General features: G+C 27.6%; 16 protein-coding genes. 5 read left to right on the top strand and 11 right to left on the bottom strand.

What is annotated here, in order from left to right; translation table 11 throughout:
• Genes dnaE through CRU94_RS02875 form a run of 3 tightly spaced genes read left to right on the top strand, consistent with a single transcriptional unit; the run spans position 1 to position 4,605 of the window.
• Positions 1 to 3,564 (top strand): DNA polymerase III subunit alpha, encoded by a 3,564-nt coding sequence (gene dnaE / locus CRU94_RS02885; protein WP_129105309.1) that lies wholly within the window; start codon positions 1 to 3, stop codon positions 3,562 to 3,564.
• Positions 3,539 to 4,324 (top strand): 5'/3'-nucleotidase SurE, encoded by a 786-nt coding sequence (gene surE, locus CRU94_RS02880; RefSeq protein WP_129105308.1) that lies wholly within the window; start codon positions 3,539 to 3,541, stop codon positions 4,322 to 4,324. The genes dnaE and surE overlap by 26 nt, the downstream gene beginning before the upstream one ends.
• A 17-nt stretch (positions 4,325 to 4,341) precedes the next feature.
• A complete protein-coding gene (locus CRU94_RS02875) occupies positions 4,342 to 4,605 on the top strand; it encodes a hypothetical protein (RefSeq protein ID WP_129105307.1) in 264 nt (87 codons plus the stop codon).
• A gap of 83 nt (positions 4,606 to 4,688) precedes the next feature.
• Here the strand turns inward: CRU94_RS02875 and CRU94_RS02870 are convergent, their stop codons facing one another.
• Positions 4,689 to 5,213 carry a lipocalin family protein gene (locus CRU94_RS02870; RefSeq protein ID WP_129105306.1) on the bottom strand — a complete coding sequence of 175 codons (525 nt, stop codon included), beginning with the start codon at positions 5,211 to 5,213 and terminating at the stop codon, positions 4,689 to 4,691.
• Between the two features lie 149 nt (positions 5,214 to 5,362).
• Between CRU94_RS02870 and CRU94_RS02865 the strand changes: the two genes are divergently transcribed.
• On the top strand, positions 5,363 to 5,488 hold the full coding sequence (locus tag CRU94_RS02865; RefSeq protein ID WP_258237367.1) for a hypothetical protein: 126 nt from the start codon (positions 5,363 to 5,365) through the stop codon (positions 5,486 to 5,488).
• Between the two features lie 103 nt (positions 5,489 to 5,591).
• On the opposite strand, the gene CRU94_RS02860 is transcribed toward CRU94_RS02865, so the two are convergent.
• From CRU94_RS02860 to moaC, 10 genes are all read right to left on the bottom strand, one after another.
• Complete coding sequence (locus CRU94_RS02860) at positions 5,592 to 6,977, bottom strand: ABC1 kinase family protein (RefSeq protein WP_258237379.1); 1,386 nt, start codon at positions 6,975 to 6,977, stop codon at positions 5,592 to 5,594.
• Between the two features lie 170 nt (positions 6,978 to 7,147).
• Positions 7,148 to 7,411 (bottom strand): hypothetical protein, encoded by a 264-nt coding sequence (locus tag CRU94_RS02855; protein WP_129105305.1) that lies wholly within the window; start codon positions 7,409 to 7,411, stop codon positions 7,148 to 7,150.
• A gap of 9 nt (positions 7,412 to 7,420) precedes the next feature.
• Positions 7,421 to 8,491: an EAL domain-containing protein gene (locus CRU94_RS02850; RefSeq protein WP_129105304.1), complete on the bottom strand. Its 1,071-nt coding sequence runs from the start codon at positions 8,489 to 8,491 to the stop codon at positions 7,421 to 7,423.
• A 66-nt stretch (positions 8,492 to 8,557) separates the two neighbouring features.
• A complete protein-coding gene (locus tag CRU94_RS02845; RefSeq protein WP_129105303.1) occupies positions 8,558 to 9,268 on the bottom strand; it encodes a LytR/AlgR family response regulator transcription factor in 711 nt (236 codons plus the stop codon).
• Positions 9,265 to 10,263 carry a sensor histidine kinase gene (locus CRU94_RS02840; protein WP_129105302.1) on the bottom strand — a complete coding sequence of 333 codons (999 nt, stop codon included), beginning with the start codon at positions 10,261 to 10,263 and terminating at the stop codon, positions 9,265 to 9,267. The genes CRU94_RS02845 and CRU94_RS02840 overlap by 4 nt, the downstream gene beginning before the upstream one ends.
• A gap of 31 nt (positions 10,264 to 10,294) precedes the next feature.
• Positions 10,295 to 11,707, bottom strand: coding sequence for a phytoene desaturase family protein (locus CRU94_RS02835; RefSeq protein ID WP_129105301.1), 1,413 nt, complete (start codon positions 11,705 to 11,707; stop codon positions 10,295 to 10,297).
• Complete coding sequence (locus CRU94_RS02830; protein WP_129105300.1) at positions 11,694 to 13,046, bottom strand: cryptochrome/photolyase family protein; 1,353 nt, start codon at positions 13,044 to 13,046, stop codon at positions 11,694 to 11,696. The genes CRU94_RS02835 and CRU94_RS02830 overlap by 14 nt, the downstream gene beginning before the upstream one ends.
• Positions 13,043 to 13,996, bottom strand: coding sequence for a YbgA family protein (locus CRU94_RS02825; protein ID WP_129105299.1), 954 nt, complete (start codon positions 13,994 to 13,996; stop codon positions 13,043 to 13,045). The genes CRU94_RS02830 and CRU94_RS02825 overlap by 4 nt, the downstream gene beginning before the upstream one ends.
• Positions 13,997 to 14,071: 75 nt before the next feature.
• The gene (locus CRU94_RS02820; protein WP_129105298.1) at positions 14,072 to 14,335 is read right to left on the bottom strand and encodes an HP0495 family protein; all 264 of its coding nucleotides are present in this window, start codon (positions 14,333 to 14,335) and stop codon (positions 14,072 to 14,074) included.
• The gene (moaC, locus tag CRU94_RS02815) at positions 14,332 to 14,802 is read right to left on the bottom strand and encodes a cyclic pyranopterin monophosphate synthase MoaC (protein WP_129105297.1); all 471 of its coding nucleotides are present in this window, start codon (positions 14,800 to 14,802) and stop codon (positions 14,332 to 14,334) included. The genes CRU94_RS02820 and moaC overlap by 4 nt, the downstream gene beginning before the upstream one ends.
• 114 nt (positions 14,803 to 14,916) lie before the next feature.
• Here moaC and rpsU point away from each other — a divergent pair, with 114 nt between their 5' ends.
• Complete coding sequence (gene rpsU, locus CRU94_RS02810; RefSeq protein WP_004511155.1) at positions 14,917 to 15,129, top strand: 30S ribosomal protein S21; 213 nt, start codon at positions 14,917 to 14,919, stop codon at positions 15,127 to 15,129.
• Positions 15,130 to 15,224: the final 95 nt, after the last annotated feature.

Raw genomic sequence — 15,224 nt, 5'->3', positions numbered from 1 at the left:
ATGTCAAAAATACCACAATTTACACATTTACATCTGCATACAGAGTATTCACTACTTGATGGTGCAAACAAAATAAAACCACTAGCTAAAAAGATTAAAGAGCTTGGAATGACAAGCGTTGCTATGACTGACCATGGAAATATGTTTGGAACAATAGATTTTTACAATGCCATGAGAGCTGAGGGAATAAAGCCAATAATTGGAATGGAGGCTTATATTCACAATAGTGAAGATTTGAGTGATAAGACAAATAGACAAAGATTTCACTTATGCCTTTATGCAAAAGATGAAGAGGGATACAAAAATCTTATGTATCTTAGTTCAAAAGCATATATGGAAGGTTTTTATTACTATCCAAGAATAAATAAACAGCTTTTAAAAGAGCATAGCAAAGGTCTTGTTTGTAGTGCTGCTTGTCTTCAAGGAGAGGTTAACTGGCATCTGAATACTCAAAATGATAGAAATGTAAAAAATGGTTCAAAGGGTTATGAAGAGGCAAAAAAAGTAGCACTTGAATATAAAGAGATATTTGGAGATGATTTTTATTTAGAGATTATGAGACATGGAATTAGTGATCAACTTTTTGTTGATGATCAAATTTTAAGAATCTCTGCTGAGACTGGAATAAAAGTAGTTGCAACAAATGACACTCACTATTTAGAGCAAAAAGATGCTGATGCCCACGAAGCATTTATGTGTATTGCTATGAATAAACTTTATGATGATCCAAATAGATTAAGACATAGTGTTCATGAGTTTTATTTAAAATCTCCAGAGCAAATTTATAAGCTCTATGCTGATATTCCTGAAGCCATTGAAGCAACTCAAGAGATTGCTAATAAATGTAATCTTACAATAAAACTAGGAAATCCAACTCCTCCAAACTTTAAATTTACAAGAGATAAATTAAAAAATCTAAATATAGAGATACCAGAACCACAAAATGAGTATTCACTAGAAAATGATAAGGTTTTGTTTGCTTATGAGTGTAGAGTTGGACTTGAAGATAGATTAAAACTTGTACCTTTTGAAAAACACGAAGAATATAGGGCTAGATTAGAAACAGAGATAAATATTATAAATAATATGAAGTTTCCTGGATATATGTTAATTGTTTGGGATTTTGTGAAAGTTGCAAAAGATATGAAAATTCCAGTAGGACCTGGTAGAGGATCGGCTGCTGGAAGTTTAGTTGCATATAGTTTAAAAATTACAGATATTGACCCAATTCCTTATGGGCTACTTTTTGAGAGATTCTTAAATCCAGAGAGGGTTTCAATGCCCGATATTGATATGGATTTTTGTCAAAGCCGTCGTGGTGAAATTATTGATTATGTAGTTCAACAATATGGAAGGGCCAATGTTGCACAAATTATCACTTTTGGTAAGCTTTTAGCAAAAGGGGTGATTAGAGATGTTGCAAGAGTTTTAGATATGCCTTACGCAAAAGCTGATGCTATGGCAAAACTAATTCCTGATGAGTTAGGAATAAATTTATCGTCATCTTGGGAGAAAGAGCCAAAAATAAAAGAGCTATGCGAAGCAGATCCTCAAGCTGCAAGGGTTTGGGAGTATGCCCTAGCTCTTGAAGGATTAAATAGAAATGCAGGAACTCATGCTGCTGGAGTTGTTATCTCAAATGAGCCACTTTGGAATAAAACACCACTATTTAAACCAAGTGGACTTGATACAATAGCCACTCAATACAATGGAAAATATATTGAAGATGTTGATTTAATTAAATTTGACTTTCTTGGACTTAAAACTTTAACTGTAATTGATGAGGCTATAAAATTAATAGAACAAAGACATCAAAAAACGATAGATTTTAAAACTATAGATGTAAATGACAAAGGTGTTTATGATCTAATCCAAACAGGAGATACGCTAGGACTATTTCAAATAGAATCCGATGGTATGCAAGATTTATGTAAAAGATTAAAACCATCAAATTTTGAGGATATTGTTGCCGTTTTAGCACTTTATAGACCAGGACCTATGGAGTCTGGAATGCTTGATGATTTTATTGAAAGAAAACATGGAAGGGCAAAAATTGATTACTTCCATGATGAGCTTGAAGAGGTTTTAAAACCAATACTTGAAAACACTTATGGAGTAATTGTTTATCAAGAGCAGGTTATGCAAATTGTTCAAAGTGTTGGAGGCTTTTCGCTTGGAGGTGCCGATTTAGTAAGACGAGCAATGGGTAAAAAAATTAAAGAGGAGATGGATAAGCTAAAAGGTCAATTTGCTGATGGAGCCCAAGAAAAAGGATTTACAAGAGCTTATGCAGAAGAGCTTTTTGATTTAATTGTTAAGTTTGCTGGATATGGATTTAATAAATCTCACTCAGCAGCCTATGCTTTAGTTACTTTTTATACTTCATATTTAAAGTGTTATTATCCAGCTGAGTTTATGGCAGCTTTATTAACACTTGAAAAAGATAATACAGATAAGGTTGTAAGATATGTTGATGAGGTAAAAAGATTAAATCTTGATCTATTTGCTCCTGATATAAACAAATCAGATCTTGTATTTTCAGCTACTAAAATAGATGGTAAAGAGGTTGTTATGTTTGGAATGGGTGCTATTAAAGGCGCTGGAGATGTAGCAATTAACTCTATTTTAAAAGCAAGAGAAGAGGGTGATTTTAAAGATTTAGCAGATTTTATTTCAAGAATTGACTCAAGTAAGGTAAATAAAAGAGTAATTGAATCATTAGCAAAAGCTGGAGTTTTTGATAGTTTTGGTTACTCAAGAAATGCAATTTTAAGTCAAATAGAGAAAATTTTAGATGCAACAAATAAAGCATCAAGCGCAAAAAAGATGGCTTTTGGATCACTATTTGGTGATAGTAGCGAACTTACAACAATAGATATAGAGCTTGATAGACTTCCTGAATATTCACAAAAAGAGATATTGGAACTTGAAAAAGCTAGTTTAGGTTTCTATGTTTCAGGGCATCCTCTTGATGAGTACAAAGATAAAATTGATAAGATTAACTATACTTTATCTTCACAAATTGATGATTTAGCAGATGGTAGCCAGATTTTAATAGTTGGAAAAATAGAGGAAATTGTTGAAAAAATCTCAAAAAAAGGTAGTAAATTTGGAATTGTATCAATTTTAGATTTTCATGGAACAGTTGAATTTATGCTATTTGAAGATAAATTAAAAGAGCTAAAAGAGAGTTTTGATTTAAATGAACCAATAGCTTTTAAGGTTCGAATCTCAAAAACAGAGCAATTTACAAGAATGAATGTTTTAAAAATAGAGACAATTTATGAAGCACAAAAAGAGAAGGTTAAAATTAAACAAAAAGAGCAGCCAGTTTTACCTTTAACTATTGCAGTTCCTCTTAGTGATGATGAGTCTATTATGCACAAACTATTTGATATGGTAGTAAATAATCAAGGAAAAAGAGAGCTAAAGCTTTTGGTAAAATCAAAATTGGCAGATATTGAATTAGAGAGCGGCATAAAGGTAAATGATAATTTAGAAAAAGAGATTATAAAAATAAAAGGAGTTTATGTAGTAGATGTTGAAAATTCTTCTAACAAATGATGATGGATATGATGCAGTTGGTTTAAAAGTTTTAATAAAAGCTTTATCGCCTATTGCAAAAATTATGGTGGTGGCACCTGCAAAAAATAAATCAGCATGTGGTCACTCTTTAACTTTGGATAGACCATTAAGATTAGTTAGTCTTGATGATGAGTTTTATAAAATAGATGATGCAACTCCAACAGATTGTATATATCTATCTTTGGGAAATCTATTTAAAAATGGTTATAGACCAGATTTAGTAATAAGTGGTATAAATATTGGCTCAAATATGGGAGAAGATATTACTTATAGTGGAACTTGTAGTGCTGCTATGGAGGCTGTAATACATGGTGTTCCAGCAATTGCTATATCTCAAGTTTGTAAAGATATGTCTAGAAGCATAATTGCTGATGAAAGTTTTGAATTAGCTTGCAGTGTTGTTGTAGATCTTGTAAAAAAGATATCAAATAAAGAGTTTCCACTAGATGAAAGAAAGTTTTTAAATGTTAATATTCCACCACTAAAAGCTAATGAGTGTAAAGGAATAAAAATTACAAAAGCTGGATATAGAGAGTATGGAAATGATGCTCATAGACACACAAATCCAAGAGGAGAAGAGTATTATTGGATTGGACTTCATCCTCTCATTTGGAGAGCAAGTCCTGATAGCTCTTGTGATTTTGAAGCGATAAAAGATGGTTATGTATCTATTACACCTGTTATGCTTGATATGACTTCTCATAAAGATATAGAAAATTTAAAAAAATGGATAAATTAAAAAAGGAAAACAAAATTATGAATTTTGAAAATTCAATAAATAAACATATAAAAAAACTTGTAGGAACTCTAAAGAGTGAAGAGGAGCTTCAAGAGGTTTTAAAAAGAAAGTTTACAAAAAAAGAGTATAAAATATTTGTTGCTTTTGAAGAGGGTAAAACTATTGATGAGATAAAATCTCTTGTTAAAGAGGATGATAGCGAAAAAATAGAGAAAGCTTATCAAACAACAATTAAAAAATTAAATCAAGAGCTATTTAAAAAAGAGCTTGTTGAGTTTTAATTAAAGTTATTTCCAATTTTGGAAATAACTCTTTTTCTATTTTTGTTAAACTCAACTGCTTTTTGTTTATCAAAATAGATAAACTACTCCTGAATTGTGTAGATAAGTTTTGTTTTATCAAATCCCATATTTGTAATTTTTTCTAGTAAGATATTTAAAGTCTTTTTATCCATAGATTTTTCTCTTGATAAAATCCATAAATACTCTTTTGAAGGAGTTCCAACAATTGCATATTTATAATTTTCATCTAAATCCAAAATCCAATAATCTCCATAAAATGGTCTAAAAAAACTAACCTTTAACTTACTATTTGTCTCATCAACACTGTAAGCAACAGCTTTAGCATCTTTAAACTCATTTGTAGTTATTTTTGTACAACTATTTACAACTTGAATCTTATTATCATCTCTTAAAGAGTAGTTTGCTTTTACATTTTTACAATCTTTTTGAAACTTATGCTCATATCTAGCAATCTCATACCAATCTCCAAGATATTTTTGTAAATCTACTTTTTGTACAGTTTTTAAGTCTGTTGGCTCTTTTGTTGCACAAGATACAAAAAATAGTGAAACTATTAAAAATAGCACAATATTTAAATATTTTTTCATATAAACCCCTTTTTATTCTAAATAATTTGAAATAGATTATATATCAATAAATATTTTATTTGTATAATTTTAATGTTAATTCATAGATAAACAAACAGTAAAAAGCTACAAATATACAATTAAAATAAATAAAATCAACTTATGAAAAAATGGAAATTTTAGCAAATAGTGCGAAATATAATCTATCTTGTAGTTCAAATGATATTCCAAGAGCTGTTTTTAGCCTAAGAGAACTAGCAGACATCACAATTAATTTTACAAAAGAAATTATATAGAGGGACTATTTTTAAGTTCAGGTATTGTAAAAAATGAAGAAAAATTTAACTCAAATTGTGCCACTTTTATATAGAACTTATATGAGTGAGTTTAAAAATTAATCTATTTAATAAACCAAACTCTTAAAAATCCAAAAGAGACTAAAATCAAAGCGATATTTTTTAGATTTTCATCATAAAAAATCAAAAATATCCCAAATAAAATAAATGATAGAGATTTTAAGTGTGAGCTAAAATACTCTTTTAAATCTTTTTTTATAAACTCTAGTTGCTCTTTATTTACTTGTACTTCAAGCTCACCTTTTGAACCTTTTGCAACTAGTTGTTTTAGATTTTTTATAAATTTTGGAAATGATTCTAGCTCATCTAAAACAATTTGAGAAATTGTAGTTTTAACTCCTAAAGCTTTTGGAAGATTATCTTTTAAAATTGGTAAAATATCTTTTACACCATTAAAATTTTCTATATAAGTTGTGCCTAATCCTTCAATTATTGCACTAACTCTTAAAATATAAACAGCATCGCTTGGAAGTTTAAAAGGTAAATCTCTAGTGCTTTCTAAAACTTCAAATGCTAATTTTTGCATAGATTCACTAGATAAATTATCGTTTGAAAAAATTTCAAACATCTTTTGACTAAACTCAACCATCAAAGCTTCAGGTGCTTCATAACTAATAGTTCCAAGTTTTTTGTTTGCTCTTACAAAAGTTTCAAAATCACCTCTATTTGCACCATCAATTAGCTCAATTATCGCAACTCTTGATTCATTTGGTATATTTTTTACCATTCCAAAATCAAGTAAGATTAACTCTCCATTTGTGTTTACAAGCAAGTTTCCAGGGTGTGGGTCGGCATGAAAATATCCATTTATTAGCATCTGCTCTGTGTAGAAGTTTACAAGTTTTGAGATAATTTGTTTAAAATCGATATCATATTTCTCTAAAGATTTTTTATCATCAAATCTAAAACCATCCATAAAACTCATAACAATAGCACTTTGAGAACAAAACTCTTCATAAGGTTTTGGAAATAAAACACCACTATCTTTATATGTAGTAGAAAACTTTTTTAAATTTTCAAGCTCTATTGATAGATTTGTCTCATCTTTTATCATACTTGAAAACTCATTTATAACAGCATCAATTGAGTTTTTTGTGTAATATGAAAAAAGTGGTCTAAAAAGTTTATTGAAGAAGTTTAATATTTTTATATCAACTCTTACTTGTTTTTCAATATTTTTTCTTCTAAGTTTTACAGCAACTTTTGTATCATCGCTCAAATGGGCAATATGAACTTGACCAATAGAAGCACTTGCAATTGGCTCATTTTCAAACTTTTTAAAACACTCTTGCTTGAAAGACTCTTTAAAAACATCTTCAAAATCAGCTTTAGACATTTTTGGAAGCTTGTCATGAAGCTCTTTTAACTCATCTAAATACTCTTTTGAAAAAAAGTCAGATCTAGTTGCTAAAACTTGTGCAAGTTTTATAAAACTAGCTCCTAAATAAAATATTGCCTCTTTTAGTTTCTTTGGATTTAAAGCTTTAAGACCCAAAAAACTATCCCTTTTTTTAATAAGTAAAAAAAGAGATAGTAAGAATCTAAATATTAAATAGACTCTAAAAGGTGAAAAAAGTTTAAGATAGATATAAAAAGTTTTTATTTTAAATCCTCTTTTAACTTCTCTAAATCAGCTTTTGTAGCAACTCCTAGTTCGTCTAAAACCTCTTTAAACATATCTTTTATCTTAGATTTAATTCTCTCATCTTCATCTTTTCCTTTTTGTTCTAAAGACTCCAAAAAACTCTTTGCATCGCTAGTTTTAATTTTTCCTTTTTCCTCAAGAGTTTTTAACTCCTCTTCAACTTTTTCTTTTAAAAGCAACGCTCCACCAAGTCCTGTAAATAAAATCTCTTTTAACATAAAAACTCCTTAAAATTTAATTTTTCTAATTGGCTCCGAAGATGGCTTTGCAAAGTAGTAACCTTGAGCCAATGAAGCACCGTTGTCTTTTAAGTATAAATACTCCTCTTTCGTCTCAATACCTTCTGCTAAAACAATAATATCGTTATCTTTTGCAATATTTACAATAGCTTTAAAAACAGATTGATTTGCTTTGTTTTTATCAATATCTTTTATTATTTCTCTATCAACTTTTACAATATCAGGTAGAAGCTGAACAATCATATTCAAAGATGAGTATCCACTTCCAACATCATCTAAAGCTACCATAAAACCTTTTGATTTATAAAAATTTAAAATATTTTTCAAGTGTTCAATATCTTCTATATTTTCACTCTCAACAACTTCAAATATAATATTTTTTGGATCAAACTCTAAAGATTTTGCCCATTTTACAGTAGATTGTAAACAGTGATTTGGATCATAAATTGCTGTTGGAATAAAGTTTATAAAAACTTTTGCTCTAATATTTTTAATAGCAGCAGTTTTTAGTGAACTCTCTCTACAAGCTCTATCTAAGTAAAAAAGCATATCACCATCTTTTGCCCAAGTAAAAAGCTTATCTGGATAAACTAGTGTTCCATCTTCATTTACCCCTCTAGCAAGAGTTTCATAACCATAAATTGTATTGCTTTGTACATCTAAAATTGGTTGAAAATGTGCTGTTAATCCACCTTTTGAGAGTAAAGATGATAACTCTTGAGCTGAGATTTGATTTTTAAACTTCTCTAAACTCTTAACTTCTCTAATCTTTGAGAAGTTAAACTCTTCATTTTCTTTTAAACTTAAAAGATAAATAGACTCTCTTTCATGTTTTTTAAAAATATCTTTTGAAAGAAGATTACCTAAAAAAGTAAAAAGTGAAGATGTTTGAATGATAATAGTCAAGCTATCCTCTTTTTTATAATTTATCTCTTCATCTTCCAAATATTTTATAAATTTTTTTGATAACTCTAAAACTTCAAAAGCAATAATAAGTTTTGAACTACTATCATTTAAAATTGGTAGAGTTTGACACTTTATACAAGAACCTGTTGGCATTATTACTCCTTTATTTTTTAAATTTTAGTAAGTTTTTTAATATTTTGGTACTATTTTTGTGACTCTTTATACACTTTTTTTATCCAAATACTCTCTAAACTCTTTTGCCCCATCTTTTGAGCTAACAATAAACTCATCAATTCCATTAAAATATATCTCAAGCTTTGATTGCTCAACACTCTTTATAGATTTTATCTTATCAACATTTACAATATATGAACGGTGAACTCTGAAAAAGTTTTTATCTATTAATATCTCTTCTAAATCCCCAATCTTCTTTTTTGCATAAACAAAATTCTCTTTAGTTCGTATAATAATCTCATCTAAATCAGCTTTTATATAAAAAATATCATCCATCTCAACTAAGTAGATTTTATCTGAGATTTTTCCTAATATCTTTTTTGAACTATCTTTTTTTTCATCTCTATACAAAGATATTTTTTCCAATATTTTTTTTAGCTCAATATCTTCAATAGGTTTTAACAAATATCCCATTCCACCTTTTTTAAAAGCATCCAAAGCATACTCTTCATAAGCAGTTTGAAACACTATAAAAGTTTTTGGCTCAATATTAAGTATTAGCTCAGCTAATTCCAAACCACTAAAATTTGGCATAGAGATATCCAAAAAAGCAGCATCAAATTTTGTTTTTGAAATCTCTTTAATTGCTTCTAAAGGGTCGCTAAATTCAACTATATCAAAAATATTGTTATCATTTAAGACTCTTTTTAATCTAGCAAGTGCCAAACTCTCATCATCTACTATTAATACTTTCAATTTTTATCCTTTTTTAAAATAATAGAAAAAGCCATATTCTCATCTTTTATAGAAGTTTCAAGCTCTCCTATATTTAATAGTCTTAATCTATTTTGTAGGTTTGATAGACCTGTTTTAAACTTTATGTTTAAGCTTTTTTTACCATCATTTAAAACCGTTATAGAATTTTTGTCAAATTTAATATAAATATTCAACTCTTTTCCCAAATATCCATGTTTTATACTATTTTCAACTAAAAGTTGGATTGAAAATTTTGGTATTTTTTCTAGTTGCAAATTTGAGTAATCATCTATGTGTAAAACAATTTTATTATCAAATCTTATATTTTCAATATTTACATAAGTTTTAACCATTAAAATCTCATTTTCAAGTGTAACTAAACTCTCTTTATTTATGGCATTTCTTAAAAATTTTGACAGCTGTAAAACTGCATTTTCGGCTTTTTGCTTATCACTATAAATTAGTTGTGAAACTGAGTTTAGAGCATTAAATAAAAAATGTGGATTTAACTCATTTTCTAAAGATTTAAGCTTAGACTCCAAAATCTCTTTTTCTATTTGACTATTTTTATTTTTCAAAGATACAAATTGATGCAAAATCAAAGCTATTAAAAGAGTTAAAAATCCAACAACAACTGAAATATTAAACCAAAAAGTGCTTATTAAAACTATAACTTCAAATTTTGTATCAATAAAGATGAAATATGGAACTAAAAACCCTAAAAATCCAGATAAAAATGAGAAAGAAAGACTAATTACATACCAATATTTTTTATCTATTTTTGGAAGAAAATATCTATTTGAAAGAGTTATTAAAATCATTGCAAAAATAGCTATAAAAAAAGCTGTGCTAATACTAAACACAATTGTTGAAATTGTTTGTAAATTTTCATTTAAAAAATAGAAAATCAAAGATTGAAAAAAACCAAAGAGTATTCCAATTATTAAAATATTTATCCAATCTTTTGGCAATATTTTGAGTTCATTTTTTAGCATTTCAAACCTTTTATTATTTGTTATATCTTATCTAAATTAAGTTTTGGTTTAAAACCTTAACTCCTAGGGCAACTCCTGGCCATCCTTGTCCTGCAAAAACAGAATCGCCAATATTATATAAATTTTTAAAAGGTGTAGTTGAACTTGGAATTTTAAAAATATTTTTAAGATTTAAAGGTGTTGCTCCACAATTAAATCTATTTATATATCTTTTAAAAGTTTTACTAGTTGCACTAAACTCTAGTTTAATATCCTCTTTTTTAATATCTGAAATATTTTTTAATAACTCATCAATTATAAATTTTGTTGTAATCTCTTTTTGATTTTCATACTCATCTTTTTTTAAACTATCCCAAAAAAGAGCCTTTGTATGAGATGAAATTGTCACAGAATAACCATTTTTTGAAAGTTTTTCATCATCTTTATGGCTAAAAGATACAAAAAAACTATTTGATACACAATTTGGAATGGTATCTTTTAAAATAATTTGATAGTGATTTAAAAACTCTTTTTGTGAATCGATTTTTAGATAAATCACAAAAGCACTTTGATCATAAAACTCAAATTTACTATAATATTTTTTAATATCATCATCTAAAAAGATATTGCTACACTCAAAAACAGGAGCATTTAAAACAACTTTTGAAGCTAAATACTCATCTTTTGAAGAGAATAATCTATAAAAATCTCTCTCCTTTTTTATATATTTTATCTCTTCACTTTTTTTTACATCTATATCCTTTAGCATATCATCAAACAGTTTTCCCATTCCACCATTTGCATAAAAAATCTTATGAAAAGGGTATGATAAAGCAATTGCAAAAGATAGAAGTGGAATATCTTTTGAATTTGATTGAAGAGTTATTTGAAGTTGAGCATCTATAAAATCTTGATACTCTTTTGAAATATCGCCTAAAACCTCTTTTATAAAACTTTTTGCACTTTTAAACATCAAAAATTTATACTCTTTAAAAAGAGTTTCAACTGTTTTTAGAGTTTTCAAGTAAGAGTTTAAACTATATTTTGCAAAATATATATCTTTTAATCTCCAAAATCTCTCATCAATATCTTTTAGGGTTTGCCAAAAATATCTATTGTTTTTATTGTAAAAAACAGTATCTAAACTATCTATAAACTCTTCAAAATCTGTTTTTCTATCAATTACTTTTCCATTTATAATAGTTCTATATGCATATGAACTTTGTATTAAATCAGGCACAAAATTTGCACTATCAAACATATCTTTTAAAATATGATTATCTTCATATCCTACAAAAGTTGTAGCACCACTATTAAAATAGTTTCCAAATCTTTTAAATGTAGATGCAGTTCCTCCTAGATTTTTATCTTTTTCAAATAGAACTAAATTTTTATCTTTATTTAAAATAGATATTAAACTTCCACCAATTCCACTTCCAATAACAGCTAAATCAATTTTTTTCACTATTTGCCCTTTTAAACTCCAAAATAGCTCTATTTCTTGAAAAATCAATTGTTACAATTTGTTTTGGATAGTTTAAAAAAATATCATCTTGAAGAGCATTTTCACTATGTATTTTTTTTGGTTCTACATCTTTTAACTCTTTTAAAACACTTTTTATAAATAAGGCTTCACTATCAAATTTTTTTGATTGTAAATATGGATTAAAAACTCTAAAATAAGGCACTGCATCAACTCCTGTACTAGCAGCCCACTGCCAAGAACCTATGTTTGAACTTGCTTCATAATCAAGAAATTTAAGAGCAAAATACTCTTCACCTTTTCTCCAATCTATTAAAAGATTTTTTACCAAATATGAAGCCACAATCATTCTTAAACGGTTGTGCATAAGCCCTGTTTGATTTAAATATCTCATACTAGCATCAATTATAGGAACTCCAGTATTCCCTTCGCACCACTTTTTAAAATCCTCTTCATTTTTATTCCAAGTTACTTTTATACCATTTAGATTTTCAAATTGTGATTTTGGAAAATGATACAATATATAGTTGTAAAACTCTCTCCAAATAAGCTCTCTTATAAAAAAATCTATCTCTTTTTTTGGTGCTTGTAGTTTTTTAATTTTATTAAAAACCATTTTAGCAGATACAACTCCAAATCTTAAATGTACACTTAAATTTGAACCAGCCTCAAGATGAAAAAAATCTCTATTTTCTTGATAATTTCCTATTTTTTTTGAAAAATTATATATTAACTCATCCAGACTTTTATATAAAAAATTAGGTAAATTCTGTTTTTGAAATCCTAAATCCTCTAAACTAGGAAAAAAATCATAATCAAAATTGGCTTTTTTTATCTCTTTTGAAACTTCAAACTCTTCTATATGATTTGATTGATGAAGTGGTTCTAAATAGTTGTAAAAAGGGGTAAAAACTTTATATGGAGTTTTGTCACTTTTTAAAATATCTTTTGGATTAATTAAATATGAGTCCAAAAATCTTCTAAGAGGTATTATTTTTTCAACTTCTTCATCTCTTTTTTTTGCATAAAAATCAAAATCAACAGATGTTAAAATCTCATCAAACTTATACTCTTTTAATTTTGTAAATACATTTTTTGGAGTATCAAAAAATATTGCTAAATCAAGTCCAATACTCTTTAAACTCTCTTTTAAATCAATTACACTTTTATAGATAAATGTAACTCTTTTATCATCTTTTGGAAGATTTTGTAAAATATTTTTATCAAAAATAAATATTGGTAAGACTTCACCTTTTGCATTTGCTAATATTTCACTATCAACTACTCTTAAATCTCTTCTAAACCATAAAATCTGCTTCACTTATATGCCTTTAAATCACTTCTAAGAGCTAATTTTGATGGATATGGATTTAAGAATTTTTGCCCTTTTAAATAAGCTATATCAAATCTATTTATATAGATATTAAAAATTTTAATTACACCAATAAGTGGAATAACTCTATTTTTAAAATCATACATAGCTTCTAAAATATCAACTTTTTCCTCTTTTGTTATATGTTTTTTAAAGTATCCAAAAATATGAAGCAAAATATTATAAGTTTTATTTAGAGTTGATTTTATAGCTATCGCTTTTAAAAACTCTGCTTCATAATCATTATAAAGCTCTTCGATAGTTTTTTTCTGATTATTTGCTACTATTTTTCCTAAGATTTTATATGAGTTTTGAGATTTTGAGTAGATTAAATATTTGTAAGATGTGTGAAACTCTATTAAGTTTGATATTTTTTTCTCTTTTTTTAGTAAATTTTTTAAATCACTATATGCGTAAACTTGCATTAAGAAGTTCTCTCTAAGCCAAGCATCATTTAATCTTCCCTCTTCTTCAATTGGAAGATTTGGCAATATTTTTTTTAATTCTTTAGCAAAAATCCCAACTCCATTTTTAATTGATGGTGCATTTAAAGGTTGATAAACCTTAACTCTCTCCATTCCACAAGATGGAGATGCCGATTTTAAAACAAATCCACACAACTCATCACTACTAGCTTTTAAAGCCATTTTTTGACAAGCTTCTTCTAAAATATTTGTAACATCTTTTGGCTCTTTTGTAGATGTAAATATTTTAACTTCACCATCAATTGATACTTGTCTAATAGCATCTCTAGGAGAGTTCCAAATAGAGTTCTCAGGACAATAAGGCAAAAGAGTAAAATGCTCTTTTAAACTACTAAATACAAACTCATCTTTTGCACCATGACCATCATATCTGCACATATTTCCCAACAAACAAGAAGAAACTCCCAAAATCATAATAAAGCCTTTTTTATTTTATCTTATAATATAAAAAGGCTTTTTTGTAGAGTTATTTTATCAGTTGGTATATTTTTATAAAACCATTTTTATATCACTATGCTCACCAAGAAGTCTAAAAAGTTCAACTCTATCATCTTCATTATGAACAATAAGCTCTAAATTGTAGCTTTTAAATTTACCTTTTGCGCTAGTTTTTGATGTTTTAATAGTATGAGCTCTCTCTAAAACTATCTCTTTTACACACTTTTTAATATTACAACTTTCTAAAACAACAAGTTTATACTCCCAAGTGCATGGATAATTTAGTTCCAATTTTTTATTACTTAAATCTATCATCTTACAAAATCTCCACTTTTACCACCGCTTTTTCTCTCAAGCTGAATATCTGAAATTACCATTGATTTATCAATAGCTTTTACCATATCATAAATTGTCAAAAGACCAACACTAACACCTGTTAATGCCTCCATTTCAACTCCAGTTTGCCCATTTAGTTTTGCAGTTACAAATAGTTTGAAGCTATGTTCACTTTCAAACTCTTCAATATCACAATTTATTCCTGTTAATAAAAGAGGGTGACACATAGGTATTAAATCACTTGTTTTTTTTGTTGCCATAATAGCTGCAACAACTGCTGTTTGAAGAACAGGTCCTTTTTTTACAATATTATTTTTAATTGCGTCAAATGCCTCTTTGCTCATAGTTATTTTTCCACTTGCAACTGCAACTCTTTTTGTATCATTTTTATCAGAAACATCTACCATTTTTGGTCTATTATTCTCATCAATATGTGTTAAATTCAAAATATATTCCTTTTATTTAAAACAATTATTTTATATCAAGATAGGTTAAATAGATATTAAGATTTATTTAAATATAATCTAAGCTCAAATTTAAAAAGAAAGAGGGTGATTTTAGTGCCAGGCATTAAAGTTAAAGATAACGAATCGTTTGACGAAGCGTATAGAAGATTTAAAAAGCAATGCGACAGAAACCTAATCGTAACTGAAACTAGAGCAAGAAGATATTTCGAGCCTATGACAGAGATTAGAAAGAAACAAAAAATTTCTGCTAGAAAGAAAATGCTTAAAAAATTATATATGCTAAGAAGATACGAATCAAGATTGTAAGATTTGTTATTTCCAATAAAAAAGCCCAGCTCCTAGGAGTTGGGCTTTTTTTATGCTTAAAAAATAAAAGCTATCTCTACTCTAAACTAGAGTGA

It is taken from the genome of Arcobacter sp. AHV-9/2010 (assembly GCF_004116575.1).
GTDB lineage: Bacteria > Campylobacterota > Campylobacteria > Campylobacterales > Arcobacteraceae > Aliarcobacter > Aliarcobacter skirrowii.
The sequence above is the reverse complement of the archived record's forward strand: the minus strand, read 5'-3'. Positions and strand labels throughout refer to the sequence as shown.

Coding starts and splice junctions, on each gene's coding strand:
- CRU94_RS02840 (WP_129105302.1), bottom strand. CDS start 10,263: ATGCTAAAAAATGAACTCAAAATATTGCCAAAAGATTGGATAAATATT.
- CRU94_RS02875 (WP_129105307.1), top strand. CDS start 4,342: ATGAATTTTGAAAATTCAATAAATAAACATATAAAAAAACTTGTAGGA.
- CRU94_RS02820 (WP_129105298.1), bottom strand. CDS start 14,335: ATGATAGATTTAAGTAATAAAAAATTGGAACTAAATTATCCATGCACT.
- dnaE (WP_129105309.1), top strand. CDS start 1: ATGTCAAAAATACCACAATTTACACATTTACATCTGCATACAGAGTAT.
- CRU94_RS02870 (WP_129105306.1), bottom strand. CDS start 5,213: ATGAAAAAATATTTAAATATTGTGCTATTTTTAATAGTTTCACTATTT.
- CRU94_RS02850 (WP_129105304.1), bottom strand. CDS start 8,491: ATGCCAACAGGTTCTTGTATAAAGTGTCAAACTCTACCAATTTTAAAT.
- CRU94_RS02825 (WP_129105299.1), bottom strand. CDS start 13,996: ATGATTTTGGGAGTTTCTTCTTGTTTGTTGGGAAATATGTGCAGATAT.
- CRU94_RS02855 (WP_129105305.1), bottom strand. CDS start 7,411: ATGTTAAAAGAGATTTTATTTACAGGACTTGGTGGAGCGTTGCTTTTA.
- CRU94_RS02865 (WP_258237367.1), top strand. CDS start 5,363: ATGGAAATTTTAGCAAATAGTGCGAAATATAATCTATCTTGTAGTTCA.
- surE (WP_129105308.1), top strand. CDS start 3,539: ATGTTGAAAATTCTTCTAACAAATGATGATGGATATGATGCAGTTGGT.